This is a genomic window from Rhizobium zaerense (assembly GCF_051810725.1).
In the GTDB taxonomy this organism is placed as follows: domain Bacteria; phylum Pseudomonadota; class Alphaproteobacteria; order Rhizobiales; family Rhizobiaceae; genus Rhizobium; species Rhizobium leguminosarum_I.
In genome coordinates, this window is record NZ_JBPWQY020000003.1 from 300,543 (window position 1) to 326,750 (window position 26,208).

26 protein-coding genes and 1 pseudogene are annotated in these 26,208 nt (G+C 60.2%); 13 read left to right on the forward strand and 14 right to left on the reverse strand.

All coding sequences use genetic code 11. The features are described 5' to 3' along the window. The 3 genes from ACS4RR_RS27850 to ppk2 all read left to right on the forward strand — a co-directional run bounded on the left by ACS4RR_RS27850 (nt 1) and on the right by ppk2 (nt 3,844). Nucleotides 1-1,083, forward strand: a complete 1,083-nt coding sequence (locus ACS4RR_RS27850; RefSeq protein ID WP_170281401.1) for an ABC transporter ATP-binding protein — start codon at nt 1-3, stop codon at nt 1,081-1,083. 83 nt (nt 1,084-1,166) lie between these two features. Continuing rightward, on the forward strand, nt 1,167-2,819 hold the full coding sequence (locus ACS4RR_RS27855; protein WP_456190413.1) for a GMC oxidoreductase: 1,653 nt from the start codon (nt 1,167-1,169) through the stop codon (nt 2,817-2,819). A gap of 110 nt (nt 2,820-2,929) precedes the next feature. Further along, a complete protein-coding gene (gene ppk2, locus ACS4RR_RS27860; RefSeq protein WP_260112076.1) occupies nt 2,930-3,844 on the forward strand; it encodes a polyphosphate kinase 2 in 915 nt (304 codons plus the stop codon). 99 nt (nt 3,845-3,943) lie between these two features. On the opposite strand, the gene ACS4RR_RS27865 is transcribed toward ppk2, so the two are convergent. Continuing rightward, nucleotides 3,944-4,819 (reverse strand): aldo/keto reductase family oxidoreductase, encoded by an 876-nt coding sequence (locus tag ACS4RR_RS27865; RefSeq protein ID WP_017968816.1) that lies wholly within the window; start codon nt 4,817-4,819, stop codon nt 3,944-3,946. A gap of 119 nt (nt 4,820-4,938) precedes the next feature. On the opposite strand from ACS4RR_RS27865, the gene ACS4RR_RS27870 reads away from it, so the two are divergent. After that, complete coding sequence (locus tag ACS4RR_RS27870; RefSeq protein WP_260112077.1) at nt 4,939-5,850, forward strand: LysR family transcriptional regulator; 912 nt, start codon at nt 4,939-4,941, stop codon at nt 5,848-5,850. A 42-nt stretch (nt 5,851-5,892) separates the two neighbouring features. Here the strand turns inward: ACS4RR_RS27870 and ACS4RR_RS27875 are convergent, their stop codons facing one another. The 4 genes from ACS4RR_RS27875 to rpsU all read right to left on the reverse strand — a co-directional run bounded on the left by ACS4RR_RS27875 (nt 5,893) and on the right by rpsU (nt 7,521). Continuing rightward, nucleotides 5,893-6,372, reverse strand: coding sequence for a pyridoxamine 5'-phosphate oxidase family protein (locus ACS4RR_RS27875; protein WP_260112078.1), 480 nt, complete (start codon nt 6,370-6,372; stop codon nt 5,893-5,895). 66 nt (nt 6,373-6,438) lie between these two features. Further along, entirely contained in the window at nt 6,439-7,005 is a 567-nt protein-coding gene (locus ACS4RR_RS27880; protein WP_456190414.1) for an alpha-ketoglutarate-dependent dioxygenase AlkB, read from the reverse strand. 24 nt (nt 7,006-7,029) lie between these two features. Next, nucleotides 7,030-7,224 carry a hypothetical protein gene (locus tag ACS4RR_RS27885; protein ID WP_017968820.1) on the reverse strand — a complete coding sequence of 65 codons (195 nt, stop codon included), beginning with the start codon at nt 7,222-7,224 and terminating at the stop codon, nt 7,030-7,032. Between the two features lie 60 nt (nt 7,225-7,284). After that, nucleotides 7,285-7,521 (reverse strand): 30S ribosomal protein S21, encoded by a 237-nt coding sequence (gene rpsU / locus ACS4RR_RS27890; RefSeq protein WP_456190415.1) that lies wholly within the window; start codon nt 7,519-7,521, stop codon nt 7,285-7,287. Between the two features lie 645 nt (nt 7,522-8,166). Between rpsU and rapA2 the strand changes: the two genes are divergently transcribed. Next, nucleotides 8,167-8,880 (forward strand): calcium-binding lectin RapA2, encoded by a 714-nt coding sequence (rapA2, locus tag ACS4RR_RS27895; RefSeq protein WP_017968823.1) that lies wholly within the window; start codon nt 8,167-8,169, stop codon nt 8,878-8,880. A gap of 163 nt (nt 8,881-9,043) precedes the next feature. Next, nucleotides 9,044-9,232 carry a hypothetical protein gene (locus ACS4RR_RS27900; RefSeq protein WP_260112080.1) on the forward strand — a complete coding sequence of 63 codons (189 nt, stop codon included), beginning with the start codon at nt 9,044-9,046 and terminating at the stop codon, nt 9,230-9,232. A 54-nt stretch (nt 9,233-9,286) separates the two neighbouring features. Here the strand turns inward: ACS4RR_RS27900 and tkt are convergent. Further along, nucleotides 9,287-11,322, reverse strand: a pseudogene (gene tkt, locus ACS4RR_RS27905) (transketolase). A 454-nt stretch (nt 11,323-11,776) separates the two neighbouring features. Between tkt and ACS4RR_RS27910 the strand changes: the two are divergent. From ACS4RR_RS27910 to ACS4RR_RS27920, 3 genes are read left to right on the forward strand one after another with little or no spacing between them, the layout of a single operon-like run. Further along, nucleotides 11,777-13,267, forward strand: coding sequence for a DUF4153 domain-containing protein (locus tag ACS4RR_RS27910; protein WP_456190416.1), 1,491 nt, complete (start codon nt 11,777-11,779; stop codon nt 13,265-13,267). Nucleotides 13,268-13,315: 48 nt separating this feature from the next. Continuing rightward, complete coding sequence (locus ACS4RR_RS27915; RefSeq protein ID WP_017968902.1) at nt 13,316-14,020, forward strand: response regulator; 705 nt, start codon at nt 13,316-13,318, stop codon at nt 14,018-14,020. Continuing rightward, nucleotides 14,020-15,033: a sensor histidine kinase gene (locus tag ACS4RR_RS27920; RefSeq protein ID WP_170277454.1), complete on the forward strand. Its 1,014-nt coding sequence runs from the start codon at nt 14,020-14,022 to the stop codon at nt 15,031-15,033. The genes ACS4RR_RS27915 and ACS4RR_RS27920 overlap by 1 nt, the downstream gene beginning before the upstream one ends. A gap of 74 nt (nt 15,034-15,107) precedes the next feature. Here the strand turns inward: ACS4RR_RS27920 and ACS4RR_RS27925 are convergent, their stop codons facing one another. Next, nucleotides 15,108-15,707 carry a TetR/AcrR family transcriptional regulator gene (locus ACS4RR_RS27925; RefSeq protein WP_170259957.1) on the reverse strand — a complete coding sequence of 200 codons (600 nt, stop codon included), beginning with the start codon at nt 15,705-15,707 and terminating at the stop codon, nt 15,108-15,110. Between the two features lie 120 nt (nt 15,708-15,827). Between ACS4RR_RS27925 and ACS4RR_RS27930 the strand changes: the two genes are divergently transcribed. Next, complete coding sequence (locus ACS4RR_RS27930) at nt 15,828-16,256, forward strand: Tautomerase enzyme (RefSeq protein ID WP_260112083.1); 429 nt, start codon at nt 15,828-15,830, stop codon at nt 16,254-16,256. A 95-nt stretch (nt 16,257-16,351) separates the two neighbouring features. Continuing rightward, nucleotides 16,352-16,744 (forward strand): VOC family protein, encoded by a 393-nt coding sequence (locus ACS4RR_RS27935; protein ID WP_026154633.1) that lies wholly within the window; start codon nt 16,352-16,354, stop codon nt 16,742-16,744. Between the two features lie 102 nt (nt 16,745-16,846). Here ACS4RR_RS27935 and ACS4RR_RS27940 read toward each other — a convergent pair whose 3' ends face one another. From ACS4RR_RS27940 to otsB, 7 genes are all read right to left on the reverse strand, one after another. Further along, a complete protein-coding gene (locus ACS4RR_RS27940; protein WP_017968829.1) occupies nt 16,847-17,611 on the reverse strand; it encodes an SDR family NAD(P)-dependent oxidoreductase in 765 nt (254 codons plus the stop codon). Between the two features lie 55 nt (nt 17,612-17,666). Beyond that, on the reverse strand, nt 17,667-18,395 hold the full coding sequence (locus ACS4RR_RS27945; protein WP_017968830.1) for an SDR family oxidoreductase: 729 nt from the start codon (nt 18,393-18,395) through the stop codon (nt 17,667-17,669). Between the two features lie 26 nt (nt 18,396-18,421). Continuing rightward, nucleotides 18,422-19,681 (reverse strand): sugar ABC transporter permease, encoded by a 1,260-nt coding sequence (locus ACS4RR_RS27950; RefSeq protein WP_456190417.1) that lies wholly within the window; start codon nt 19,679-19,681, stop codon nt 18,422-18,424. Further along, nucleotides 19,678-20,499: an ATP-binding cassette domain-containing protein gene (locus ACS4RR_RS27955; RefSeq protein ID WP_170277449.1), complete on the reverse strand. Its 822-nt coding sequence runs from the start codon at nt 20,497-20,499 to the stop codon at nt 19,678-19,680. Before ACS4RR_RS27955 ends, ACS4RR_RS27950 begins: the two co-directional genes overlap by 4 nt. Before the next feature lie 71 nt (nt 20,500-20,570). Continuing rightward, complete coding sequence (locus ACS4RR_RS27960; RefSeq protein WP_222384941.1) at nt 20,571-21,644, reverse strand: ABC transporter substrate-binding protein; 1,074 nt, start codon at nt 21,642-21,644, stop codon at nt 20,571-20,573. Between the two features lie 220 nt (nt 21,645-21,864). Further along, entirely contained in the window at nt 21,865-22,749 is an 885-nt protein-coding gene (locus ACS4RR_RS27965) for a helix-turn-helix domain-containing protein (protein WP_170277447.1), read from the reverse strand. A gap of 200 nt (nt 22,750-22,949) precedes the next feature. Then, nucleotides 22,950-23,729 (reverse strand): trehalose-phosphatase, encoded by a 780-nt coding sequence (gene otsB, locus ACS4RR_RS27970; protein ID WP_170255378.1) that lies wholly within the window; start codon nt 23,727-23,729, stop codon nt 22,950-22,952. A 124-nt stretch (nt 23,730-23,853) separates the two neighbouring features. Between otsB and ACS4RR_RS27975 the strand changes: the two genes are divergently transcribed. Next, a complete protein-coding gene (locus ACS4RR_RS27975; RefSeq protein ID WP_260299760.1) occupies nt 23,854-24,939 on the forward strand; it encodes an ROK family protein in 1,086 nt (361 codons plus the stop codon). An 851-nt stretch (nt 24,940-25,790) separates the two neighbouring features. Continuing rightward, nucleotides 25,791-25,967, forward strand: a complete 177-nt coding sequence (locus ACS4RR_RS27980) for a hypothetical protein (RefSeq protein WP_260112086.1) — start codon at nt 25,791-25,793, stop codon at nt 25,965-25,967. Nucleotides 25,968-26,208: the final 241 nt, after the last annotated feature.

The following is a 26,208-nucleotide window of genomic DNA, read 5'->3' on the forward strand; positions in this document are numbered from 1 at the left end:
ATGCAATCTGCCGTCTCCGTCAAGGATCTGAAGATCGCCTATGGCGACCATACGGTGATCGAGAAGATGTCGATCGATATCGCGCCGCGGGAGTTCCTGGTGCTGCTCGGCCCTTCCGGCTGTGGCAAGTCCACGCTTCTGAACGCCATTGCCGGTCTCCAGGACATTACATCAGGCGAGGTCTGGATTTCAGGCAAGAATGTCAGCTGGGAGGAGCCGAAGGACCGCGGCATTGGCATGGTCTTCCAGTCCTACGCGCTCTATCCGCGTATGTCGGTCCGCAAGAACCTCTCCTTCGGACTTCGGGTCGCCGGCCTGCCGAAGGCCGAAATCGAGGCTCGTGTTTCCCGTACCGCAGCGCTTCTTCAGCTCGACAAGCTGCTCGACCGGCGTCCGGCCGAGCTTTCCGGCGGCCAGCGCCAGCGTGTCGCCATCGGACGGGCGCTGGTGCGTGAAGTGGATGTCTTCCTGTTCGACGAACCACTGTCGAACCTCGATGCCAAGCTGCGCAACGAATTGCGCGTCGAGATCAAGAAGCTGCACCAGCGCCTCGGCAACACGATGATCTACGTCACCCACGACCAGGTCGAGGCCCTGACGCTGGCCGACCGCATCGCCATCATGCGCGACGGCGTCATTCAGCAGCTCGCCTCGCCGGCCGAGATCTACCGCCGTCCGGCCAATCTCTTCGTCGCCGGCTTCATCGGCGCTCCGGCAATGAATTTCGCCGAGGGCCGGATCGAGCGCGGCAACGGCGCGCTGGTCTTCCAGAGCAAGGAGCTCACTGTCGATCTCTCCGGTTACTCCTTTCGAGCGGACGCAGCGGAAGGACCCGCTACACTCGGCTTTCGCCCGGAAAACCTTGTGCTCGATGGCGCCACGAGCGGCCTGCCCACCATTCCGGGCCGTGTGTCCGTCGTCGAGCCGATGGGTTCGGACGCCGTCGTCTGGTTCGACTGGGCAGACCAGAGCCTGTCGCTCCGGCTGATGGGCGATATCACCCTTGAGCCCGGCGATGCTCTGGCTCCCGGGCTCGATATCGCCAAGGCATCCCTCTTCGGCGCTGACGGATCGCGGCTGTAACGCGTCATCCCTTTGTTTTCCCGCAATTCCCGACGCCCTTCGCGCCGTTTTGAGGATTGCTCCAGGACAGGATTTGAAAAGACATGTCTGAGATCGTCTATGATGCGCTGGTGATCGGCTCCGGCGCGGCGGGTTCTTTTGCGGTAAAGGAACTGACGGCACAGGGACTGTCGGTGCTGCTGCTCGAGGCCGGCCCGGCTGTCGGGCCGAAGGATTTCGATCCCGCCCGCAAGAAGGCGCCGGCAAGCAGCATCAATATCTGGGAGCGCGCGCGGGCCACCCTCAAGGGCCAGCCGATCCAGGCGCGCGTAGCCTTTTTCACCGAGCGCTTCAGCCACTTCTTCGTCAACGACCGCAAGAACCCCTATACGACGCCGAAGGGCGAACCCTTTCTCTGGATCCGCGGCCGCCAGGGCGGCGGGCGCCTCCACAGTTTCGGCCGGGTGCTGCTGCGCTGGACCGACGACGATTTCAAGATCCGCTCGCGCGCCGGAAAGGGCGTGGACTGGCCGGTCTCCTATGACGAGCTGGCGCCTTTCTACGACGAGGTCGAGGCCTATCTCGGGCTCTACGGCAACAAGGACAACGTGGCTACCCTGCCGGATGGCATCTATGCGAAGCCGGCAAGCCTGACGCCCGCCGAACAGATCTTCAAGGAGGCGGTCGAAAACCGCTGGCCGGAAAGGCACGTCGTCTCCTGGCGCTACATTGCGCCCGACGCCGACCGCATGCCGCGACCGCTGCGAGAAGCAAAGGCGACGGGTGAGCTGACCATCCGCTACGACGCCGTCGTTCGCCGCATCACCACGGATGAGAAGACCGGCCGCGCCACCGGCGCGGAATGCATCGATCGCAACACGGGCGCGGTATCGACGGCGCGCGCCGCGACGGTGGTGCTTTCGGCCTCGCCAATCGAGAGCGTGCGGCTGCTGTTGAATTCGGTTTCGGCGAAACATCCGGATGGGCTCGGCAACAGCTCGGGGGCTCTCGGTCGCTATTTCATGGACCAGCTGCCGTGCCTCGCCTTCGGCTCCTTTTCGAAGGCGAAGGGCTGGGCGCCCGACGACTCCGCGCCGACCGACCCGTTCTACAATCCGTCTGGCGGGATCTTCATTCCCCGCTTCGGCGAGGGCGACGCCGCCCGCGGCGATTTCGACTACCAGGGAAGCGTCGGCCGCGCGCCCGTCTCCGGGGACAGAGATGCACGTCTCGCCTTCTTCGGTTTCGGCCGCATGCTGCCCTATGCCGACAACCGCATCACGCTTGACGTCAGGCGCAGGGATGCCTGGAACATTCCCGTGCCGCATATCCGCTGCGTCATGCAGGAGGAGGAGCATGTACTGCTCAAAAGGCAGGAGGAGACGCTGATCGCCATGATCAGGGAGATTGGCGGCGACCTCGAATTCATCGGCTCGCCCACCGGCCTCAAGGAAATGGGCAAGGGCGCCTTTCCCGAAGCCGATGCCTTCAGCCGCTTCATGTTCCGCAAATGGTTCCGCAAGACCATGTGCATGGGCGCCGCAATCCATGAGACGGGCGGCGCGCGCATGGGCGAAAACCGGCAAGTTTCCGTGCTCAATCCCTACAACCAGGTCTGGGATGCCCCGAACCTCATCGTCACCGACGCCAGCGCCTTCCCCGGCAGCGGCATCGCCGGCACCACGCTCACCGTCATGGCCCTGACGATCCGCGCCTGCCGGAATCTTGTCGACCAGTACCGGACAGGACGGCTGTAGCCTCGCTTGGAACGAGGGACCCGGGTAAACCGTTTCAGTCTTCGATCAGTGGTCGTCATATAAACTTCGCACTGACATGCTCCTGTCAACAAAAGCAGGAAGGGAAACACATGTCGCAAACACATCAGGACCAGCTCAACCGTATAAAGGCCGAGATTGCCGATAGCTTCGATGAAGAGCTGGAAATGCAGATGGAGGAAGACCGGCTGGATGATCTGGTCGCCGAAGGAATGTCGGAATCGGCGGAGCAGACGATCGAGCGAAAGACCTACTTCCGCGAACTCTTCCGGCTGCAGCATGAACTGGTGCGATTGCAGGATTGGGTTCAGCATAAGAAGCTGAAGGTGGTGGTGCTGTTTGAAGGCCGGGATTCGGCTGGCAAGGGAGGCGCGATCAAGCGCGTAACCCAGCGGCTCAATCCGCGCGTTTGCCGGACGGTCGCGCTGCCCGCGCCTACCGAGCGGGAACGTCATCAATGGTATTTCCAGCGTTATGTCCCGCATCTTCCGACCGCCGGCGAAATGGTGCTCTTCGACCGAAGCTGGTACAATCGCGCCGGTGTCGAGCGCGTCATGGGGTTCTGCACCCCTGATGAACTCGAGGAGTTCTTCCGCTCGGTGCCTGAATTCGAACGGATGCTGGTCCGTTCCGGCATCGTGCTGATCAAGTACTGGTTTTCGATCACCGACGAGGAGCAGGAATTCCGCTTCAAGATGCGCATCCACGATCCGCTGAAGCAATGGAAGCTCTCACCGATGGATATGGAAAGCCGTGTCCATTGGGAGGAATACACCAAAGCCAAAGAAGAAATGCTGGTACGGACACACACGGAGGACGCACCCTGGTGGGTGGTACAGGCGGTGGACAAGAAACGCGCGCGTTTGAACTGCATTGCCCATCTTCTCGATCAGATCCCTTACGAGGACGTTCCGAAACCGGAGATCCAGTTGCCGGACCGCATCCGTCACGCTGATTACAACAGGGCGCCGGTTCCGCCTGAAATGCTCGTGCCGGAGCGCTATTGACAGCATAGCCGCCAACGCGGCCCTAAATCGGAATCGATTCAGGGGTTGCTACGCTACGCCATGGAAGAGCGTGGCGTAGCGTTGGAACGCCGGCGGCCTTCAGGCGGCGACATCAGGCATGCGGTTCAATTCCGAGACGGCGTCATCCGGCAGCACGAGCCCGGCGGCGGCGAGGTTCTCCCTGAGATGGCCGACCGACGAAGTGCCGGGGATCAGCAGGATGTTTTCCGCGCGACGCAGCAGCCAGGCGAGTGCCACCTGCATAGGCGTGGCATTAAGGCGTGCGGCGACATCGGACAGGGTGGAAGATTGCAGCGGACTGAACCCGCCGAGCGGGAAGAACGGTACATAGGCAATGCCGTCGCGCGCGAGATCGTCGATCAGGGCATCGTCGGCCCGACGCGCCAGATTGTACTGGTTCTGCACGCAGACGATCTCGGTGATCCCACGCCCTTCGGTGATTTGCTTGGATGTGACGTTGCTCAGTCCGACGTGACGCACCAGGCCTTGCTGCTGGAGATCGGCCAGCACCGTCAGCGGCGCTTCGATCGACCCTTCGGCCGGGCCGTGCACGTCGAACATGATCCTCAGATTGACGACATCAAGCACATCGAGGCCGAGATTGCGGAGGTTGTCGTGTACTGCCTCTGTCAGCTCTTCGCGCGAGAACGCCGGAATCCACGATCCATCCGCGCCACGTCGGGCGCCGATCTTGGTGACGATAACGAGATCGTCGCGATAGGGATGCAGCGCCTCGCGGATGATCTGGTTGGTGACGTGCGGGCCATAGAAGTCGCTGGTATCGATGTGATTTACGCCGCTCGCGACCGCCTCTCGCAGCACAGCCAAGGCCGCGCCATGATCTTTGGGCGGGCCAAACACGCCGGGCCCGGCAAGCTGCATGGCGCCATAGCCGAGCCGCTTCACGCTGCGGCCGCCGAGGTTGAACGTACCGGACTGATCGATGGTGGACATGATCTAACTCCTTTCAAGAGATGACACCAAGATAGGCCCCAAGATAAGCCCAAGATAAGCATTGTCGGCCCGTGTGAAAATTGGCTACAATCCGCACGGGCTGTGCGGAGTGGCGAACAGTGAAAGCAGATCTGGGTGACCTTAATGCCTTCGTTGCCGTGGCGCGTGCCGGGGGTTTTCGCGAGGGCGCGCGCATAAGCGGCAGCAGCGCCTCCTTCCTCAGCGAAGCGGTGCGTCGCCTGGAGGCGCAGCTCGGCGTCAGGCTGCTCAACCGGACGACCCGCAGCGTTGTCCCGACCGAAGCGGGCAAGGGCTTGCTCGCGCGGCTCGGCCCTGCTTTGAGCGAGGTGGAGTCTGCCCTCGACGTCGTCAACGGATTTCGCGACAGGCCGGCCGGTGCGTTGCGCCTCAATGTGCCGGTCAGCGCGGCGCGGCTGGTGCTGCCGGCCATCGTTCCACCGTTCCTCGCCGCCTATCCCGATATTCGGCTGGAGGTGGTCACCGACGAGAGCTTTGTCGACGTGATCGCGGCCGGCTGCGACGCCGGCATCCGCTATGATGAGCGGCTGGAGCAGGACATGATCGCGATACCGATCGGGCCACGCTTCCAACGCTTTGCCATCGCAGCCTCCCCCGATTACCTCGATCGCCGTGGCCGGCCGCAACATCCGAGCGAGCTGCTTGGCCATGCCTGTCTGTTGGGTCGCTTTTCCAGCGGTGCGATGACGGCTCCGTGGGAGTTCGAGCGCGATGGTGAGATCGTGCGGGTCGATCCGACGGGCCCGCTGATCGTGCGGGTCGGCGGAGCGACCGACTTGGCCGTCGATGCAGCGATATCGGGAACAGGGATCGTCTGCCTCTTCGAGGACTGGTTGCGCCCGCATCTCAACAGCGGCGTGCTCGAGCCCATCCTCGAACCGTGGTGGCAGCGCTTCTCCGGGCCATTCCTCTACTATCCCGGACGTCGGCTGGTGCCGGCGCCGCTCCGGGCGTTCATCGATTTCGTCAAGGCATCAGCCAATCAGGCTTGATGTTTGTCGGCCAGAGGGAACGTCGTTGAGCGCTTCTATGCGTTAGAGTGTGACCTCGGCATTGTCGCCCATGTCAGGTTTGCTGTTCGAGACCGCGGCGGCGGCCATCTTGATATAACTGATGATCGTGCCCGGGCTGTCCCAATATTCGGCCGAAGACGGAGTCATCTTGAGGATGCGGATGGAAGGATCGTCGGGATTGTCCCACCACGCCTTTGCGGGCGTGGCCCATAATTCCCTGATCTTTGCCCGGTCGTTCTGCACCTCGGCCGCCCCCGATACGGAAACATATTTCTGTCCCTTGGTGTCGGCAAAGGCCAAGCAGACGTTTGGCCAGCGGGCGATCTCATCGTCCTTGTGACTGCTGACATCCGTCAGAAAATAGATCGCATTCTCGAGCTGGGCGGTATAGGCGGACATCGGGCGGGCTTTGAGATCGTCGCCGCTGCGGGTCGTCAGCATGCAAAAACCGATCTTGTCGATCAACTCCCATACCCGCGTCGCATCGTCATGCTCTGTCATCGTCATCTCCATCTGTGCAAAAGACGAAGGAACCATCTGCCGAGGCCGATGTTCCGAATGGGCGGTCTATTCAGCCAATTCCCTGAAGGTGATAGAATAACGCAGGCGGTCGACGGGCGCGATGGAATGTTCCCAGAGCGTTCTTGAAGCGCCAGCCATGAGATAGGCCGAGCCGGGTTCAAGGACGAGCGATCGCCGCTGCCATTTGGCACCGTCACGCCGCCTGAGCCTGAAGGTGCAAGACGAGAGCAAGGAGACACCGACGACCCGGCCGAAGACGAATTTGTCCTTGTGCCAGCCGATCGGAGCACCCGGGCCATACTCAGTGACCAGCGCCTGCACGAGCGCATCGGGCTCGATGCCGGCGAAGCGCGCCACCACTTCGCGAATGGGAAGCAGCACCGACGGCATCGCATCGGCTCTTCTGACACGCTGGCTGTCGAAGTCGTATTTCCAGCCGGAGGAAACCGTCCTGCGCTTGCCCTCAAACCCATGAAAGTCGAAGGCTTTGAAGGCAAGCGTCGGCATTGCCTCAAGAACCGTGCGCTGAAGATCCGGACGAACGATCTCAGCAGAATATCGGAACCCCTCAGGGAGCGTCCGGTCCGCCGCACGAAAGAGATCCTCCTGCACGATGATTCCCACTGCGCTCGTGCCTCAATGGACGCTTGGGGTTTTCATGACCATCGCGAAGTCTTCGGCGACCAGTTCGCTGACGGCGATGAGGATTTCCTCCCGGGAAAAGCCCGATGTCAGAGCGCGCTGGATCAGATCCTGCAGATCCGGGTCCACCACATCGCGGCAATCCTCGAGGCGTTCCTCGGAAACGGTGAGGCTATTGAGTTCGTCCATTGTCTGTCCTTTCGGGGAATGTACCCACTGAAGTCCGGAAAAGCCGGTTGGGAATGGTTGCTAGCGGGCAGTGGCGACCCGCTTCGGCCCGGCAAGCAGGCCTTCACGCTGCATCTTCTTGCGTGCAGCCTTGCGCTGACGGCTGATCGCCTGCGCCTTTTCCCTGACGCGCCGTTCGGACGGCTTTTCATAAGCGCGCCGTTCCTTCATTTCACGGAACAGTCGTTCGCGCTGCATTTTCTTTTTCAAGACCCTGAGCGCTTGATCGACATTATTGTCTCTGACGAGTACCTGCATTTCAAGTTCTCCTTGTTTGGGTGGTGCGACGATCGCCGCTCAGCCGAGCTGCTCGGCGATCAGAGCCCGCAATTCGCGGCGGGTGAGAAGGCAGGGAAACGGCTTCCAGCTCCCAGCAACGCGGCGGACAGCCTCGTCATTCTCACGCGGTCTCGCCGCCGCAACCGCGGTGGCTGTATTTATGTGGTTCAAAAAGAAATCCTTTGCCGATCTAGGCCGGCGTCATCGATTGTTTGTGGGATTGCCCGTCACGCAGCCATAACGGCGCGTACCGATGTACAAGCGTTTCAATCATGGGCCAGCAACGGCTTAGATTTCCGCTTGATCGGGTATTTCCGCAACATAGGTATCGGCGCGTAAAATTGCAACGGATGGCCCGGGTGGCATGGCGCGGGCATCGCTAATCGCCTTTAGATATACTCAGTGCCGTTTTATTCAAGTTAACCGGGTATAGTTTTTGTCAAATTTTCTTCAATTTGGCTTGAAAGTGACATTGATCCGCCGAAATGGAAGCAACGGGGAGATTGGTTTTGAAATTAACCTTCTGTTAAGTAGGCCATTGACTTGTAGTATTAATGGGTTGTTAAAGGAGCCGCTCGCTGAGGTCAAAATTGACCCGCCAATAAACAATTTGAGGAGAGAGCTATGGCTTCGCCGATACATGCAACTGATGATAGTGCAACATTTAAAGAAACCGACGTTATTTCCGGAAATCTGCTTTCCAACGATTCCTCCGACAACGGCCACCTGTTCCTGCGCGCCTTCGATGGCGCGAGCGTTGGCGCCAAGGCCGGCAATAGCCAGGTCACCGAGATCCAGGGCGACTACGGCACCTTCTTCGTCAAGCCCGATGGCAGCTACACCTATGTCCTGAGCGCCGCTGCCAAGATCGGCTTCACCAATGGTGAATTGATCCAAGAGAAGGTCTCGTACAAGATCTCCGACGGCAGCGGTCATACCGATGTCGGCCTGTTCACTCTGAACATCCAGGGCGTAACCCAGGTAAAGCCGATTGCTGTCGACGACCACTACAGCTTCAACGAAGGCAGCGTCATCGGCGGCAACGTCCTGGACAACGACATTGCCGGCGACAACGGTAAGCTCTTCCTCCGTCAGTTCGATGGCACCAACGTCAGCGCCAAGAGCGGCCTCGACGCTGTTACCGACATCGTCGGGGACCATGGCGTCTTCCACGTCAAGCCGAATGGCGAATTCACCTACACGCTGACGGAAGACCTGGCTGCCGGCCAGAACGTCACGGAAACCGTCCAGTACTACAAGATCTCCGATGGCCAAGGCCACACGGATGCTGGCGTTCTGACGCTCAACATCACGGGCACCGACGCTCATCTTGCTTGATCAGCAGCAATAAATCGGTGAGACACAACGCCCGCCGCGCAATCGGCGGGCGTCTTCGTGTATCCGCTTATCACATCAGCCGGTCCGCAAAGCGGCATAATACTTTTTAGCTAGTTCTTATAAATGCCGGCGTGGCGTAGTCTCGATGTTCGGAGGACACGCCGTGACCGAACACATCGAACCCAGGCAGATCGAAACAGACGATCTGACGAAAGTCTGGTCCGTGACGGAGTTTTGTGGGCGTCACCATATAGATGCCGAGGAACAAGCGCTGCTGCTCAAACTCTTCGGGCCGTTCGCGACCGCCTCCGAGCTGATCCACAATGCCAGGCGCGCCCCAAGATTTAGATAGGGGGCGCCCGACCTGGTGGCCTGCTTGGGGACCGCCCGTGGGCGGTTCGCGACGCTAGGCTTGCTTTCCGGCCACCTCACGTCCGGCACGTATCACTGCGCCTTTGGTGATATCGAACTTCTTGTAAACGTCATCGATTTTGCCGGATGCTCCGAATTCATGCATGCCGACGAATACGCCGTCCAAGCCGAGATAGCGGTCCCAGGAATCCTGCACGCCTGCTTCGACGGCGACCCTGGCTCGGCTGTCGCCCAGCACCGATTTCTTGTAGGCGGCATTCTGCTTCTCGAACAGCAGCCTGCACGGCATCGAAACCACGGCCGTGCGAATACCCTCGCCCTGCAGCACCGAGCGGGCTTCGACCGCCAGATGCAGTTCCGAGCCGGAGGCAAGGATCGTCAGTTGCCGCTCGCCGCCTTCAGCTTCCTGGAGAACGTAGGCTCCCCTTGCTGAGCAGTTCTCGTCGGACGGGTCGCGGCGTAAAAGCGGCATTGGCTGGCGGGACAGAGCAATCAGTGCTGCCTGTCGCGGCGCATCCAAGATCGCCTCCCAGCACTCGGCCGTTTCGATTGGATCGCCCGGGCGATAGACGGCGAGCCGGGGAATGGCGCGCAATGCGCTCAGATGTTCGATCGGCTGATGTGTCGGCCCGTCCTCGCCCAATCCGATCGAGTCATGTGTCATCACGAAGATCGAACGCACTTCCATTATCGCCGCGAGCCGGATCGCCGGGCGGCAATAGTCGGAAAACGTCAGGAACGTGCCGCCATAGGGAATAAGCCCCCCATGCAGCGCCAAGCCGTTCATCGCTGCCGCCATGCCGTGCTCGCGGACACCATAGTGGAGATAGGATCCGCCATATTCGCCGGGCTTGATCTCGACCTGGCTCTTGGCCTTGGTGTTGTTCGAAGGCGTCAGATCCGCCGAGCCGCCAAGAAGCTCGGGGATCGCATCGAAGAGATGGTTGAGCACGATGCCGCTCGCCTGGCGGGTGGCGAGATCCTTTTCGAGCCTGACAGTTCCCGCTTTGCCGCAGCAATGGCGGCGCGCCAGCCGGATGGAAGCTCTCCTTTCATCCGCCGCTCGAAATCGTCTCGCTTACCCGGCGAAGCGGTCTGGACGCGGACCGCCCAGGCCATCCGCGCCGACCGCCCTTTCGCGCCGATCTTTCGCCAGTCGCTCAAGAGCGTTTCCGGTATTTCGAAGGGCGGCGACGTCCAGCCGAGGATCTTGCGGGCGCCGGCGATCTCGTCTTCGCCGGGTGCGTCGCTATGGGCCTTCTGCGTTCCCGCCCTGGTCGGGAAACCGAAGCCGATGATGGTTTTGCAGGCAATCATAGACGGCCGATCGGTCACCTTCTGCGCTTCGATGATTGCGGCGCGGATCGCATCGGTATCGTGACCATCGATTTTCTGGACGTGCCAGTTCGCCGCCCGGAAGCGCGCCGGGTGGTCGTCGGATTCGGCAAGGCTGGTCGCGCCGTCGATCGAGATCGAGTTGTCGTCCCAGAAGGCGATGAGTTTTCCGAGTTTCAGATGTCCGGCAAGCGATATCGCCTCGTGGCTGATGCCTTCCATCAGGCAGCCGTCACCCAGAAAGACGTAGGTGTGGTGATTGACCAGGTTGTCGCCGAACGAGGCGTTCATAATCCGCTCGCCGAGTGCGAGACCGACAGAATTTGCAATCCCCTGCCCCAGCGGACCGGTCGTCGTTTCGATGCCGGCGGCATGGCGATATTCGGGGTGACCCGCGGTGCGGCTGTCGATCTGCCGGAAGCGTTTGATCTCTTCGATGGTCATGTCCTTGTAGCCCGTCAGGTAAAGCAGGCTGTAGAGCAGCATCGAGCCGTGACCGTTGGAAATGACGAAGCGATCGCGATCGAACCAATATGGATCGGCTGCATCGAACTTCAGAAACTCGGAGAAAAGCACCGCAGCGATATCGGCCATGCCCATCGGCATGCCGGGATGACCGCTCTTTGCCTGTTGAACCGCGTCCATGGAGAGGAAACGAATGCAGTCGGCGAGATCCCGGAGGCGCTGATCCTTGGGAGCTGGGAATGTCTTCGGGGCTTGTGAGGTGTCCGGCATTGGGAGAAACTCCTCGCGATACGTGGATTGTGAAGGCAGAGACCGTCTGCCTCGCTATCTCGTTCACCGTAGTGCTGTGAGCTCGCCACGGCGAATTTGATGGGTCCAGTTGAACCTAGTGCGGAGTTTCCGGTTGTGGATACCATCTGCGCCAGGAAAGACCGATTTCCGGGACCTGATCGTGTCGAGCCCCTCAATGACCTCGCAGGTCAAGGCAATATTCCTGAATTGCTCCTCACTCTTTGCACAAAATCTGCAATCCGGTCGGGCATCTCCATGCCATGAGCAAGAACGACATTCCGCCCCGCATCACACCGCCCGCTGTGCCGGACCGCCTCCGCAATGACGGATGGTGGCTGACAGAGACGGGTCGGCCTCGAGGGACTCCTTTCGAGGAGATCTCCGTAAGCATGCTCATCGTGACCGAAGGGCGGCATTTACGAGAGGACCAGCAATGGACACTACCAACATTCTGACAGCACCGATGCCCATCAGGCGCTATCCCGGCCGAATAGCCGTACTGCTTGGCCTCGTGGCGCTGGCAGATTTTCTGATCTTTGGTGAGATGCCCGGGATAAACCTTTTCCTTTTTGCGCTCGCCGTCTGCGCCGGCATTCTGCTCCCGGCCATGAAGGGGCTATCGCCTTCGACGGCGGCTCTCCTGCTGGGCTTGTCGCTCCTGGCTTCGGCACCTCTGCTCGAAACACCGTCAGTAATGGGCTTTGCCCTTTGCCTCAGCGCGCTGATGTCTGTGGCTCTCGTCAGCGGCAAGCTCATGCCTCGCAGCCTCAACGGCCTGCCTTTGGTGTTTTCCCGTTTCGCGCTCGTCATTCCCTTGCGGCTTGCCGAGGATGTCGGGAAATATCTTGCGACACCGGCGAATCGTTCCTCCCTCACCGAAGTCCGGCGGAGCGCCGGCCTCTGGGTCATGCCGCTCATTCTCGCATCGGTGTTCTTGCTCCTCTTTGCAGCGGCAAATCCCGTCATCGAGGTCACGCTGCGCAGCATCCGTTTTGACGTTCTGCTGCAGTTCCTCGATCCCTGGCGGATCGGCTTCTGGATAATGACAGCCGCTGTGGTCTGGGCTTTGCTGCGGCCACGCCTGAAGCGTCGATTTGCGAGGCTGCAAGCCGAAAGGGCGTTCATGATCGTGCCGACCAAAAATTCACCGCTCGGCCATGCCTCGCTGTTGCGCTCGCTGCTTCTCTTCAATGCGCTCTTTGCCGTGCAGACGGTTCTCGATCTCGTCTATCTCTGGGGCGGCGCGGATTTGCCCGATCACATGAGCCACGCCGAATATGCTCATCGCGGCGCGTATCCGCTGATTGCGACAGCGCTTCTTGCTGCCGGTTTCGTGCTGCTTGCCATGCGACCCAACGGCCCCGGTGATAAAAGCTCGCTGATCCGCCGCTTCGTCTATGCCTGGATCGGCCAGAACATCCTTCTCTGCCTGTCTTCGATGCTGCGGCTCGAGCTTTACGTCGAGGCCTATTCGCTGACCGAATTGCGTGTCGCCGCCGGTCTCTGGATGGGCATCGTCGCCATCGGCCTTGCCTTGATCCTGCTGCGTATCGTGCTCAACCGATCCAACGAGTGGCTGATGGCCACCAACCTCGCCTCCCTGATCGCGGTCCTCTACATCAGCGCCTTCATCGATTTCCCAGCTGTGATCGCCCGCTTCAATGTCGCCCACAGCCAGGAAATTAGCCAGGAAGGTCTGCCGCTCGACCTCAATTATCTCTCCTCGCTCGGTCCTTCCGTCATTCCGGCCCTCGATCTCTATCTCCTCAAGCTTCCGGATCAGCTGATCGACCAGAGAAGCCAAGCGGTGACAGTTCGGTACTACCTCGCCAGGAATTTTGAGATGCGCCGGCGGGACTGGCGGAACTGGACCTTCCGGGCGGCGCGGCTGGAGAGTTATCTTCTGTCTCCCATTGCAAGATAGAACGAGAACGATAACAACAGGCACGACAACCAAACGCAGGACTGGTGGATGGCGCCGCGCATTCTCGTCGTCGATGACGAACCTCACATCCGCGACGTGATCTGCTTCGCGCTCGAGCGCGCCGGCCTGGCCTGGATGGCAGCCCGCAACGGCACTGAAGCGATGACCGCCTTCCGCCGCGGCGGCATCGATCTCATCATCCTCGATATCGGCATGCCCGACATGGATGGTCTGGAAGTCTGCCGCCAGATCCGCAAGACGTCGGCATTGCCGATCCTGTTCCTTTCGGCGCGTGACGAGGAGATCGACAGGGTACTGGGTCTCGAAATCGGCGGAGACGATTATGTCACCAAACCGTTCAGCCCGCGCGAACTCGTGGCGAGGGTCAAGGCGATTTTGAAGCGTAGCGGCAATGAAGCGGGGCCTGAAAGACGCCACGCCACCCTTGTCGCCGGTGAGCTCAGCCTGGATCGGCGCGGCAGGACGGTCATGTTTGGCGAGAGCACCATCGCAATGACAGCGCTCGAATTCGCAATCCTGGACGCATTGTTGTCACGCCCTGATATGGTTTTCAGTCGCGAGCAACTGATGGAAGCGGCCTATGGCGCCGGTACCTGTGTTGCTGACCGGACGATCGACAGCCATATCCGCAACATCCGGGCCAAGTTCCTGGCGGCCGGCGGTCAGGGGATCATCGCAACCGTTCACGGTATCGGCTTCAAGCTCGGCATCAAAAGCGGGAGGAAGGCCTGATGCCGGCACCGAAAGTCAGGACGAAATGGCGACCGACGCTGGCGCTGATCGTCTACGTCGTGCTTCTAGCGGTTATGGCATTGCCGATCCTGATCGTCATCTGGTTTCGTGCCGTGGAGGCGAGTTCGAACCGGATGGCACCGGCGGAAATCGGCGCCCTCGCCGTCGTCTTCATCCTGACGCTTGGCGTTGCCTATGTGCTGACGCGCACCATCACTGGGCCTATCGACGCTTTGATCGCCCGGACGGAAGAGATCGCCCGCGGCGGCAAGGGAGCAATCCGGCCGCTGGAAAGCTATGGAACGCGCGAGATCGCCGTCCTGTCGCAAAGCTTCCTCGATCTCGCCGGAAAACTGGTCGATCGTACCGAATATGTCCGCTCCTTTGCCGCCCATGTCTCCCACGAGCTGAAATCGCCGCTGACGGCCATCCGGGGTGCCGCCGAACTTTTGCGTGACGATGACGTAGAGAGGCCCATGACGAAAGTGCAGCGTTTGCACTTTCTCGACAACATCGTCGCTGACGCAGACCGGCTCGATGCATTGTTGCAGCGGTTGAGAGAGCTTGCGCAGGCGGAAACGCCGGTGGCCGAGGGCAAAAGCAGCGTCACGGACATCATATCCTCGCTGCGCGGGCGATTTCCCGCTCTGGATATTTCCAGCGCAGGCGACACCGAAATATCGGTTGCTCTTCCACAGGAGGCAGCCGGCATCGTCTTTGCCAATCTTGCCGAAAACGCTCTTCAGCACGGCGCCACGCTCTTGGAACTCAGAGTATCGGCCGACGCCCGAACAGCCGTCATTCTCGTCCGTGACGACGGCACCGGTATTTCCGAGGCAAATCGCCAACGGATCTTTCAGCCGTTCTTCTCAACCCGCCGCGAGCAGGGCGGTACCGGCATGGGCCTCGGTATCGTCCGCGCCATGCTGAGCTCCCATGGCGGTACGATCCGCCTGCTGCAGATGACCGGCGCCGGTGCCGAGTTCGAAATCACCATCCCGGGACCGAGCTGACGTTCCAGAGACTGATCGGAGCTCTGCGCCGAAAGGCGATCCCCGGAGCAAGGCAATATCTCCAAGCGAGTGGATCAGTTTCCAGGCTCTATCGCCGTCAATGCAGCCTGCGCGATGACATCTGCAATGCGTTTGGATAGCGCCGGGTCGGAAGCCGCGCGGGCGAGGGTCACACCGCCACTGAGCATGGCGAGCAGCAAGATCGCCTGATCTTCCCGGCGCCTTTTGGATTGACCCGGTATCTCACCCTCCGGCAAGCCGACAGCAACTTCATCGATGAGACGTTTGAGCTCTGTCGTATAGGCGCTTCGTGTTTCATCGTCTGCGCGCATGACGTCGGGGGAAAGGCTCGGCAGAGCGCAGCTCTCGCCCAGATCGCAGGTTCTTTTATAGCCGAGATAGTAGCCGACGAATGTCGTCAGCCAGTCTTTCGGTTCACTGGCCTTTAGCGCCGCAATTCCTTGCCGCAGCTCTTCGAGGCCCGTCAGCACGGCGGTGCGAAAGGCTTCGCCCTTGGACTTGAAATGTCCATAGAAGGCACCGTTGGTCACGCCAGCCGCCTTGGTCAATGCATCGATGCCCGCACCGCCATAGCCTTCCTTTCTGAAAACCTGTCCAGCCGCCGCAATGACGCGCGTTCGGGTCTCCTGCTTGTGTTCGGCACTGTATCGCATGAATATCCTTTGTAAGAGTGATCACTCTTTATGCCTTGCTAAGAGAGCGATCGATGTGTACGTATAAAGAGTGATCGGTATATATCAAAAGCGGTCACGGTTCAAACAGGGAGATATACGATGCCTATCACACTCACCGTGCCTGAAGGCCTGCTTTCGCAGGAGGCTCAGGCCCAAGCCTTTGCCGGATTGACGGAGGCAGTGCTCGATGCCGCCGGCTTGACCGGCAATGACTTCATGACAGCCAATATTATCGGTACGATCAACGTGCTGCCGCGGAAGCATGTGCTTGCGGCTGGAGAGCCGGTCGCTGCAGCCTTCGTCGAGCTCAAGCTGCCCGAGATAGCGCTGGTGAGCGCTGAAGCAAGACAGTCCTTCTTCGAAAAAGCGGCCGATGTCATCGAACGGGCCGCCGAGGGCCGGCTCAAGCGCGAACACATATGGTCGAACATCGTCTACGCACCTGAAGGGGCCTGGGGTATCGCTGGCCGCAGCTACAACAACGCCGATCTCGTCGGCGCCATCCAGGGTGCGGTTGCCGCCTCGTAACGATCGCGGCGTACGCTCGGAAATCTCAGACTTGACGCAATGCCGGGCCGGCGACACCAAGGCGTCGCGGTCCGGCGCCTTGACGGAGCCAAGCCATGCAGCTTGCCAACTATCTGTTCTTTTCCACCGGTTGCGAAGAGGCGCTCGCCTTCTATGCCGAATGCGGGCTTGGCCGGATCACGCAATTGAAGCGCCACGGCGCTGACGGGATGTCCGTTGCGAGCGAAGCCATGCGGGGCAAGGTGATGCACGCTCGTTTCGAAGGACCTGGTATTCTGTTCTTCGCCTCGGACAATCACGATGCCGAGCCGATGCGAGGCTCCGCCCATATCGTGATCACGGACGACCGCGACAGTACCGACAGGCTCTTCGCTCGGCTAGTCGAAGGCGGCAAAATCACGACGCCACTGGCCGTCCAGCCATGGGGGAGCTACTACGGCAAGTTCACCGATCGTTTTGGCGTCCAGTGGATGCTCGATTGCCTATAGCATGATGCCGGAAAGTGTGAGCGGTTTTCGGACGACATCATGCTCTAAGCCTCGCCCCGACCAAGCGGCCGCGAGCACCCTCCCCAATCTCGCGTTCGCGTCTCAGCGCGTCGTATAACCGCCGTCGATAACCAGCACTTCGCCGGTGACATAACTTGCCGCCGCCGAGCAGAGGAACAATGCGGCACCCGCCACCTCCTCCGGCTGCCCGACGCGTCCCATCGGGGTCATATTGCGCCAGGTCGGAAACCAGTCGGGATTGTCGATGCCGCCGCGCGACAAATCGGTCTCGATATAGCCGGGGGCGATGGCGTTGACGCGGATGTTTTCAGCGGCAACCTCGCTAGCGAGGCTCTTGGTCATCATGTGGACCGCTGCCTTGGAGGTGTTATAGGCGACCTGGTTCTGCGGAATATTGGACACGATGCCCGACATCGAACCGATATTGAGGATGACGCCGCCGCCCTGGCGCCGCATGGGTGCGAGTGCGGCGCGGCAGGCGCGGAAGACGGCGTCGACATTGACGGTCATGATCTCGCGCCAGATGGCATCGGAAAACTCGCCGCTGTCGCCATGAATGGCGATGCCGGCATTGTTGACGAGGATGTCGAGCCGTCCTGTTCGTGAAAGGGTTTCACCGACGAGTTCGTCGGCAGCACTTTCCTTCATGAGGTCAGCGGCGATGAAATCGCAATCGACGCCGGCCTTGGAGAGCCGGCCTTCTGCCGCGGTATTGCGAGTTCGTCCCGTGATGAGGACTTTGGCGCCCGCCTCGCCGAGCGCCTCGGCGATCGCAAGCCCGATGCCGCGCGTGCCGCCGGTCACCAATGCCACCTGTCCGTTCAGGCGAAATCTGTCGAAGATCATGGCCGTTTCCTCTTGAGTAGGCGTTCCGCGATTGTTGAAGGCGATAGCACTTTCGTCAGATGTCGGCGCTTTGCGGCAGAATGACAAGATCGCGGATCGTGATGTTGCGTGGGCGCGTCAGCATGAAGAGCACCGCTTCGGCCACTTCGTTCGCCTCCATCAGGCCGCCCGCGGCGAGCGCCTCATCCAGCTTCTCCTGCGGCCAGTCGCTGAGAAGGGCGGTGACCACGGGGCCTGGAGCGACGGCGCCGACGCGCAAGCCATGCTTGGCTACCTGCCGCCTCAGCGTATGGACGAATGCCTGGACCGCATGTTTCGAGGCCGTGTAGATCGGCTCCCAGACGACTGGGATCATGCCGGCAACCGAACTTGTCAGGATGATATCCCCGGTCTTGCGCTCGACCATGTGCGGCAGAACGGCATGCACCGAACGGAATGCGGCGTTGATGTTCAGATTGAGCATCCGGTCCCAGGCATCCGGATCGCCGTCCAGCACCTCGCCGCCGATATAGGAGCCGGCATTGGCGTGGAAGATGTCCAGCTGGCCGGCTTTCTCCAGAATCTCAGGCATCATCCGTGCGACGCTTTTTGGATCGGTGAGATCGATGACCAAGGGGATGGCGTTGGCGTCGAGTTTCGAGCAGATTTCCCGCAACGCTTCCTCGTTACGGTCGACCAGCACCACCCGAACGCCGGCGGCAAGCAAAGCCTTGGCGCATTCCAGGCCGATACCCGACGCCGCTCCGGTGACGGCCGCGACTTTTCCAGACAGATCCTGTCCCATTTTCTTCCTCTGTTTTCTCGGTTGCTTTAGGCTCGGCCGTGCGAAATTCGCGATCGGCGTGCCAGCGAGTCGACGATGACGGCGACGGCAAGGACAGCGCCGGTGATCATGTATCGAAGTGACGATGACAGATCGAGAAGCGTCAGCCCGCTTGCGATCGACTGAATGACGATGATGCCGAGAAGGGCTGAATAGGCACTGCCGCGCCCGCCAAACAGGCTCGTGCCGCCGATAACTGCTGCGGCGATGGCATTGAGATTGACGTCGCCCGTGCCGGCCTGCTGACTTGCCGTCGCCAGCCGTGCGGCGGAGAGCACGCCGCCGGTTGCCGCAAGCAGGGCGCACATGACGAAAGCGCTCGTATAGATGCGAGAGACGTTGATGCCGGAACGACGGGCGGCCTCCCTGTTGCCGCCGACGGCATGCATCGAGCGTCCCCATTTGGTGCGCGTCAGCGCATAATTCATCGCGGCGGTGAGCCCGACGAAAAGCCCAAACATCCACGGAATGCCGCGCGACTGGTTGAGATAAAACGCGACAGCTTCAAGAGCCAGTGTGATGATGACGGCGCGCAGAAGCAGCCCGCGAGCCGATTTCGCCGACAGGCCGGCGGCCCGCCGGCGCGCCGACGTGCGGTAGCTGGCGAAGAAGTAGGCAATTCCGGCAAGTGCCACCAGCAGATAGGCGACCGGGTCCGGCATGACCATGATCTGGCCGAAACTCACCAGCCAGGAACCATAGGGAAGATTGATCGAACCGGTCGCTCCGAGGATATAGAGCTGCAGGCCGAGAACCGCGAGCAGCCCCGACAGCGTCGACACGAAACTCGGCATGCCGAAGCGGTTGAAGACAAACGCGTAGAGCGAGCCGATCAGGGCGCCGACTACCATGGCGGCGAGGACTGCCAGGACCACTGGCCAACCCTGGTTGACCCAGAAGACGCCGACCAGTGCCGAGGCGAAGCCGCTGACGGAGCCGACGGAAAGGTCGATCTCACCCACCATCAGGATGCAGACGATACCCAGCGAGATGACGCCGACCGTCGAGCAATCGAACAGCATGTTGACGAGGTTGCTGCTCGAGAGAAACACCGGATTGAGTGCCTGGAACACCGTCCAGATGATCGCCAGGCCGACAATGACCGGAAGCGAACCGAGATCGCCGGAGCGGATGCGATCCCTAAAGGCGCGGATCGAGCCGGCAAGGCTATCGTCATGGTGCACTCTTTCGTCACTTCGGTCGAGGAGTGCCGGTGCTGCCGATTCATTCTGGATCGTCTTCATCATGGCCTGCCCTCCTCGTTCTGTTGGCTTTGCGCCTTGCGGCGCATCGCGCGGCGGGAGACGGAATTGTTGGATGCGCCGGTGATGGCGCTGACAAGCTGTTCGTTGGATGCGTCAGGCGGCATGGTGCCGTTGTTGCGGCCGAGCCGAAGGACGACAATACGGTCCGCGACGGCACGAACGTCCTCCATATTGTGGCTGATCATGATGACGGCGAGGCCGCGCTCCCGAACGCGCTCGATGAGGTCAAGCACCTCGGCGGTCTGGGCAACGCCAAGTGCAGCTGTGGGTTCGTCGAGCATGATCAGTTTCGGCTCGAGCAGCAGCGATCGGGCGATCGCGACCGTCTGGCGCTGTCCGCCGGAGAGTGAGGCGACGGGTTCGCGCACGCTCGGAATGCGGGCGGAAAGCTCGTTCAAGAGCTTCCAGGCGGCGATCTCCATCGCGACCTCATCGAGCTGAAACGGACTGAGCTCCTTGCCGAGAAAGATATTCGCGACGACGTCAAGATTTTCGCAAAGCGCCAAATCCTGGAAGACGGTGGCGATGCCGAGGTCGAGAGCCGCGCTCGGGCTCGACAGGTTGACCGGTTTGTCTTCGAAGAAGATCGCACCCGAGCTTGGCTGGTGCACGCCGGCCAGGATCTTGACCAGCGTCGATTTGCCGGCGCCGTTGTCACCCACCAGCGCCACGACCTCGCCGGCATACACGTCGAGTTCGATATCGGTGAGCGCCGACACTGCCCCGAAGTTCTTCGATATTCCCCGCAGACTGAGGACAGGCCGACGGGAAGGGTCAGGAGTATGAGAGGTTTCAGACATTGCCTGGCCTTTTGAAAAAGCGAAAATCGGAAGCGCGACCGGCGGCCCAGCCGCGCTTTCCCTTGGCTCGACTACTTGGTGATGCCGAGCTTCTTGCAACCGTCGGCATAGCGGCCGGTGCACAGCTCCTCGGCAGTGTTGATCTTCTTGTCGATGATCTCCGCCTTTAAGTTTTCGGCGGTCACGACAGCCGGTACGAAGAGCTGTGCGGGCGTGTCGTAAAGCGTCATTTCTGCCTTCGGCGTTTCTCCGGCCAGGAGCTTCACGGCGACGTCGGCAGCGGCGGCGGCGACGATTTCGCTCGGCTTGGAGATCGTATTGTACTGATCCCCTGCTATGATCAGCTGCAGCGCGGCGATGGTCGCATCATTGCCGGTCACCGGCGGCACGGGATCGACACCCGCGGCCTTGAAGGCTGCGATGGCGCCGCCACCGGTGCCGTCATTGGCGGCGACCACGCCGACGATCTGTTTGCCGAAACGGGTGATCTGGCCGCCGGCCCATTGCTGGGCGTTGGCGGGCTGCCAGTTGGGCGTGTCGAATTCGGCAAGCGTCTTGTATCCACCGCTCGCCAGACCCTCGTGAATACCGTCCTTGATCAACCCGGCAGCCGCATCGGTCGGCGAGCCGTTGATCTGCAGGATGCCGCCGCCGTCGGTCGGCACGTTCTCAGCCTTCAGATGCTGGACGAGCGATTCCGCGATTGCCTTGCCGATCGCCTTGTTGTCGAAGGACACGTAGAAATCGGCCTTCCCCTTCGGGATAGGACGGTCATAGGCAATGACCTTGACGCCCTGGCTCTGTGCGAGCTGGACGAGCGATGCGGCGGCCGCCGAATCCACCGGGTCCAGCACGATGACCTTGGCGCCTTGCGTGATGGCCGAATTGAACTGTTGCTGCTGTTTCGCAATATCGGCATCGGCGTTTTGATAGAGAACCTTGCACGACGCGCAAAGCTTCTTCATTTCCGCGACGAAGCCCGGGTGATCGTGCTCCTCGTAGCGGGTCGAGCCCTGGTCGGGCATGAGGAATGCCACTGTCGCATCCGAAACGGCCGTTTGCGCAAAGGCGGAAGTACCGCCCAGCAAAGACAGGACAAATACCGCGGCGCCTGCCGCCTGTGTTGAGAATTTCATCATTTCCATCTCCTCCCGTTGAAATAATTGTGTAGGTTCGTGATTGCACTGTTTTGCTGTGGCCGTTCGGCTGGATGAACGGTCGCGCCTGTCCCGGTGGTTTGACGTTTTTGAGGACAAGCATCTCCGGTCGCGAGCCGCTCATCGCGTGCCCGCGTTCAAGTCAGTGTCAGTTTTCGTTCCTCCTCCTCGTCCTCCCTCGTCCTTTGGACGTGCTCGTTCGGCTCCTCTAGGCCGCCTTTGCCACGTTGATATTGTCACCCAACAACCGCCGGAAACGGGAAGGCGTCATGCCTTTTTCCGCGAGAAACTGCCGGTTGAAGTTGGACAGATTGTTGAAGCCGACCTCGAAGCAGATATCGGTGATCGATGCGTGGTCATCGCTCATCAGGATCTGGCAGGCGAGATTGATGCGCAGGCGTTTCACATACTGTACCAGCGACATGCCGGTATGGCGGCGAAACGCGCGCGAAAAGGCGCCGGTCGACTGTTCGGCGATCGCCGCGAGATCGGCTTCGTCGAAGGATTTCGTCAGGTTCTCCCTGATATAGGCGAGCGCCTTGTTGATGCCGGCCGACATGTAGCCCGATGGATCCGGCAGATAGTTCGGGCTGGCGAGAAGCTGGGAATCCTGCGCCCGGCTGAGCAGGCCGACGATCATCATGAAGAGCTCGATGCGACGCACACCATGGGCCTGCTGCACCTCGTTCATCAGAGGCGCAACCTGCCGGCTCGTGTCGGCGCCGAAGAGCACGCCGCGGCGGCAGGCTTCAAGAACTGGATCGAACGGGCCAAGTTCGGCCAGCACCTTCATCGTGTCGCTGATAAAATTCTCGCTGAACTGGATGAGCTGACATCGAAGCGGAATGCTCGATCCTTTCGGGACATCGCTGATCCAGTTATGGGGAAGATTAGGCCCGGCAAGCACAAGGTTGCCAGGCTCGAACTCGCCGATGAAGTCGCCGACGAAATAGCGTCCCGTTGTCGCCACGACGAGATGCAGTTCGTATTCCGGGTGAAAATGCCAACGAACCGTATGATAGGGATAGCCATGCGCCTTCGTTGCGAAAGATTCGCCTGGCCTGATCTGAATGACTTCCAAGTCAGGTTCCATTGTTTCCTCCTCCGAGGACGGTTCGAAGCCCGCCAGCCAAATTCCCTTTTTGGCTTTATTGTTGAAGCGGAGTGTAATGGGCTCGTGTCACGCCCGCCACCACGATTCCCGGTCAAAACCGATACTTTTTTGACAATTGACGCTGCGCAGCCGTCGTAAAGACGACAGCAATCCGCATTGCACATTGCCCGGGGCCGGCCTCAAGCGGCCAAGGCTGCAATGACGTTTCTGACCAGCGCAGAAGAGGACAGCCGGCTGGTGGCGCAGCTCGGGGCACCGATTGCGCCAACACGCACGGAAACGCCGCCACGCGCATTGGCGATCGCAAACATCGACTCGTCGGTCAGATCATCGCCGATAGTAATCGGGGAGCGGTTCTTGAACGGGTCGGACTGAAAAAACCGCTCCAGCGCATCGCCCTTGCTTGATCGTGCCGGACGCAGCTCGAATACCATCTTACCGAGTTGCAATGCCCAGTTCGGGCCGGCGAGCTCCGCATAATGATGCATCCGGTCTTCGAGCACCTTTTCATATTCAGGCGCGAGCCGGTAATGGGCGGCAACGGCCGCGCCCTTGTCCTCGATCAAGACGCCAGGATAGTGCTCGGCTTCCGCGGTCAGGGCACGCTTCAGCGCCTGAAACTCAGCTGTCGCCTCGATCGTCTGCATGCCGGCGGCGTTCCTGATTTCTGCGCCGTGCAGGCCTGCTGTCGGAAATGCAAAGGGTTTGAACAGCGCGTCTGCATAGGCAAGCGATCGTCCGGTGACCAATGCCAAGGCACCGCCGAGCTTGTTCGACAGCCGATGAAGTTGTCCAGGAAGCTCCTCCGGCACCTCGATCGCATCCGGTGTAGGCGCAAGGTTGAGCAGCGTCCCGTCGATATCGAGAAACATCGCCCAGTGGTCCGGTTCCTCCAAGACCATTGAAAGCATTTCCTGAGTAGCGGTGTCGTCCTGCACGGCATTCTCCAAACTCTGCAATTATTGAAGCTAGGTCGCTAGTCGACGGGGACAAGGTGGCCTTTCAGACTCCGGAACATACAGAGGCTGGTCCGCGTTGTATCTCGCCGCCCGTTCGAGCACTCGCGCCGTAGAAGGTACATTGATGGCCAAAAGCAGTTCCGATCCCCGTGATCAGGTCAATGCCCCGCTGGCACATGGCGCTTTAAATCTGCCATTGGTGACGATCGACGACTACAACAACGAACTGCGTGACAAGGATGGTTTCGTTGGCGACAACGCAAATAAAAAGACGTTCCAACAGAAGCTCGACGATTGGAGAAAACGCATCCGCAAGGTCGGAGACGACCCAATAGGCAAGACCGCGACGGAGAAACTCTCCAAGAAAAAAATCGACGCCCTTTTGAAGGGCGATGATTTGGCGGCGGCGGCGTTGGTCATGGGAGCAGTGGAGGATTTTGCGCAAGACTTTGCCGATGTGATCGGCAAGTTTCTGAAGGATAAACGTTGGGGAAAGACAGAACGCATCGTCGTTGGCGGCGGCTTCCGTCGGAGCCACTTTGGCGAACTAACTATCGCCAGGACGATGGTCATTCTCAAAGCGGCCGGGGTCGACGTCGAAGTCGTGCCGATCGTTCACCACCCCGATGAGGCCGGACTGATCGGCGCGGTCCACCTGATGCCGCGCTGGATGTTCAAAGGTCACGAGGCGATCCTCGCCGTCGATATCGGCGGCACGAATGTTCGCGCTGGCGTTGTTAAATTCGGAAAGGACGACGTGCCAAATTTTGGGGATGCAAGCGTCTGGGAATCCGCCATCTGGCGTCATGCCGACGACGAGCCGAGCCGCACCGCGACCGTCGAGAAGCTGGCCGCAATGTTAGAGGATCAAATCGGCAAGGCCGAGAAAGCCAATCTGAAGCCTGCGCCAATCATCGGCATAGCATGTCCCGGCATCATCAAAGCCGACGGCTCGATCGAACGCGGCGGACAGAACCTGCCCGGCGGAAACTGGGAGAGCGACAGCTTCAACCTTCCCGCCGCACTGATGAAGGCTATTCCTGAGATCGGCGACGACAGCACATTCGTGATGATGCACAACGACGCCGTCGTGCAGGGATTGTCGCAGATCCCTTTTATGAACGACGTGTCGAGATGGGCAGTGCTTACCATCGGCACGGGATTGGGCAACGCGCATTTTACCAATCGCGAGGGAACGAAGGCGCGTTAGTGGAATCCTTGCGCCGCGCAACCCTGCTGTCAAGGAACGCACGAGCGACCGCGATGCGGGCTCGGCCGGCGCCGTGGAGGATTATGGTAAATAGCAGGTAAACAAGAAGGAATTCCCTAGGCGGAAGCGAACTGGTCGATAAGTTCCGTTAGGAAAGATTGCCGCTTTGCGAGACATGGAGTGGGATCTGATCAATCGGGCTAGCGGCAGAACGTGTGCGACAACGGCACCTGCCGATCATACCCGCCGAGACCTGATTCGCCTAGCATGCGCTGTTGTGATCTTTGCGGTTGATGACGCATCGGGATGTCGTCAACCCTGGTTCGTGCTCAACTGCCGGCATGTGATTGGACCGGTGGCAGCGGCTTGGCCTGACGATTGATCGGATCTCGGACATACGACCCCCAACTTCCTTAACGGCACCTGCCCCCTCAGCATTCCGCCGACTAGATCGGCAAGAACATTCAGGCTGCACGCCCCCTCCCCCGATGGCGCGCAGCAACAGCGCTGTCCTGGAGTAACACCCACACCGGCAGCTCGGAACTCCGGCGATGCCGCATGATCGGAGACAGCGCCGGTTCGCCGGTGTCGGCAAAGATGTGGCCTTTCGCATGGCAGGCGGCACCTGCGCGGCGCTCTTCGATCTTTGCGCGCAGAAGAGATCCGAGACGGCGAGCGCCGCCGCCGAAGACTGCATTTCAGAGCGGCGCTTGAAAGATGGAGGTCTCCTCCCCTTTCTCGCCTCGCATCGGAAAAGATGGTGATAACGTCGACGGATGGTTCTCGGCAGATCCAAATTGCGCTTAACCTTTGCGCCTTCACGCAATCGATGCGCAGACGAAAGATGGATCATGAACTTCAAGGGAATAAGCGCTCCGCTCAATGCTGGTCGTCTCGAACAGATGCTCGGCCTTGCCCAGTCACGCCGCGATCCTGAAACACAGGACGGAAATGACAAGTCTTCCGGCAATGAACCCGTCCATGGGCTGGAAACCGAAAACTTGCACCATTCGTCCGCTTATAAATGATGATCCGGTAACGACGCTGAGTCGCATCGAAGATGTGCTGCGATACTTTATTATTGGCTTTGATGGATTCGGACACGACCGCCATTGTCAGCTGACAACTCAGCTAAGATTCCGAAATTCTAGATGATTTTTTTGTCGAATCCGGTTTGTTATCCATTGGCTAACCAAGAAATCGCTTGACGGAATCGGCAGACTCACGATCATTTGCGCAAAATGACCCGATTTATCAGGATTTGCGTGA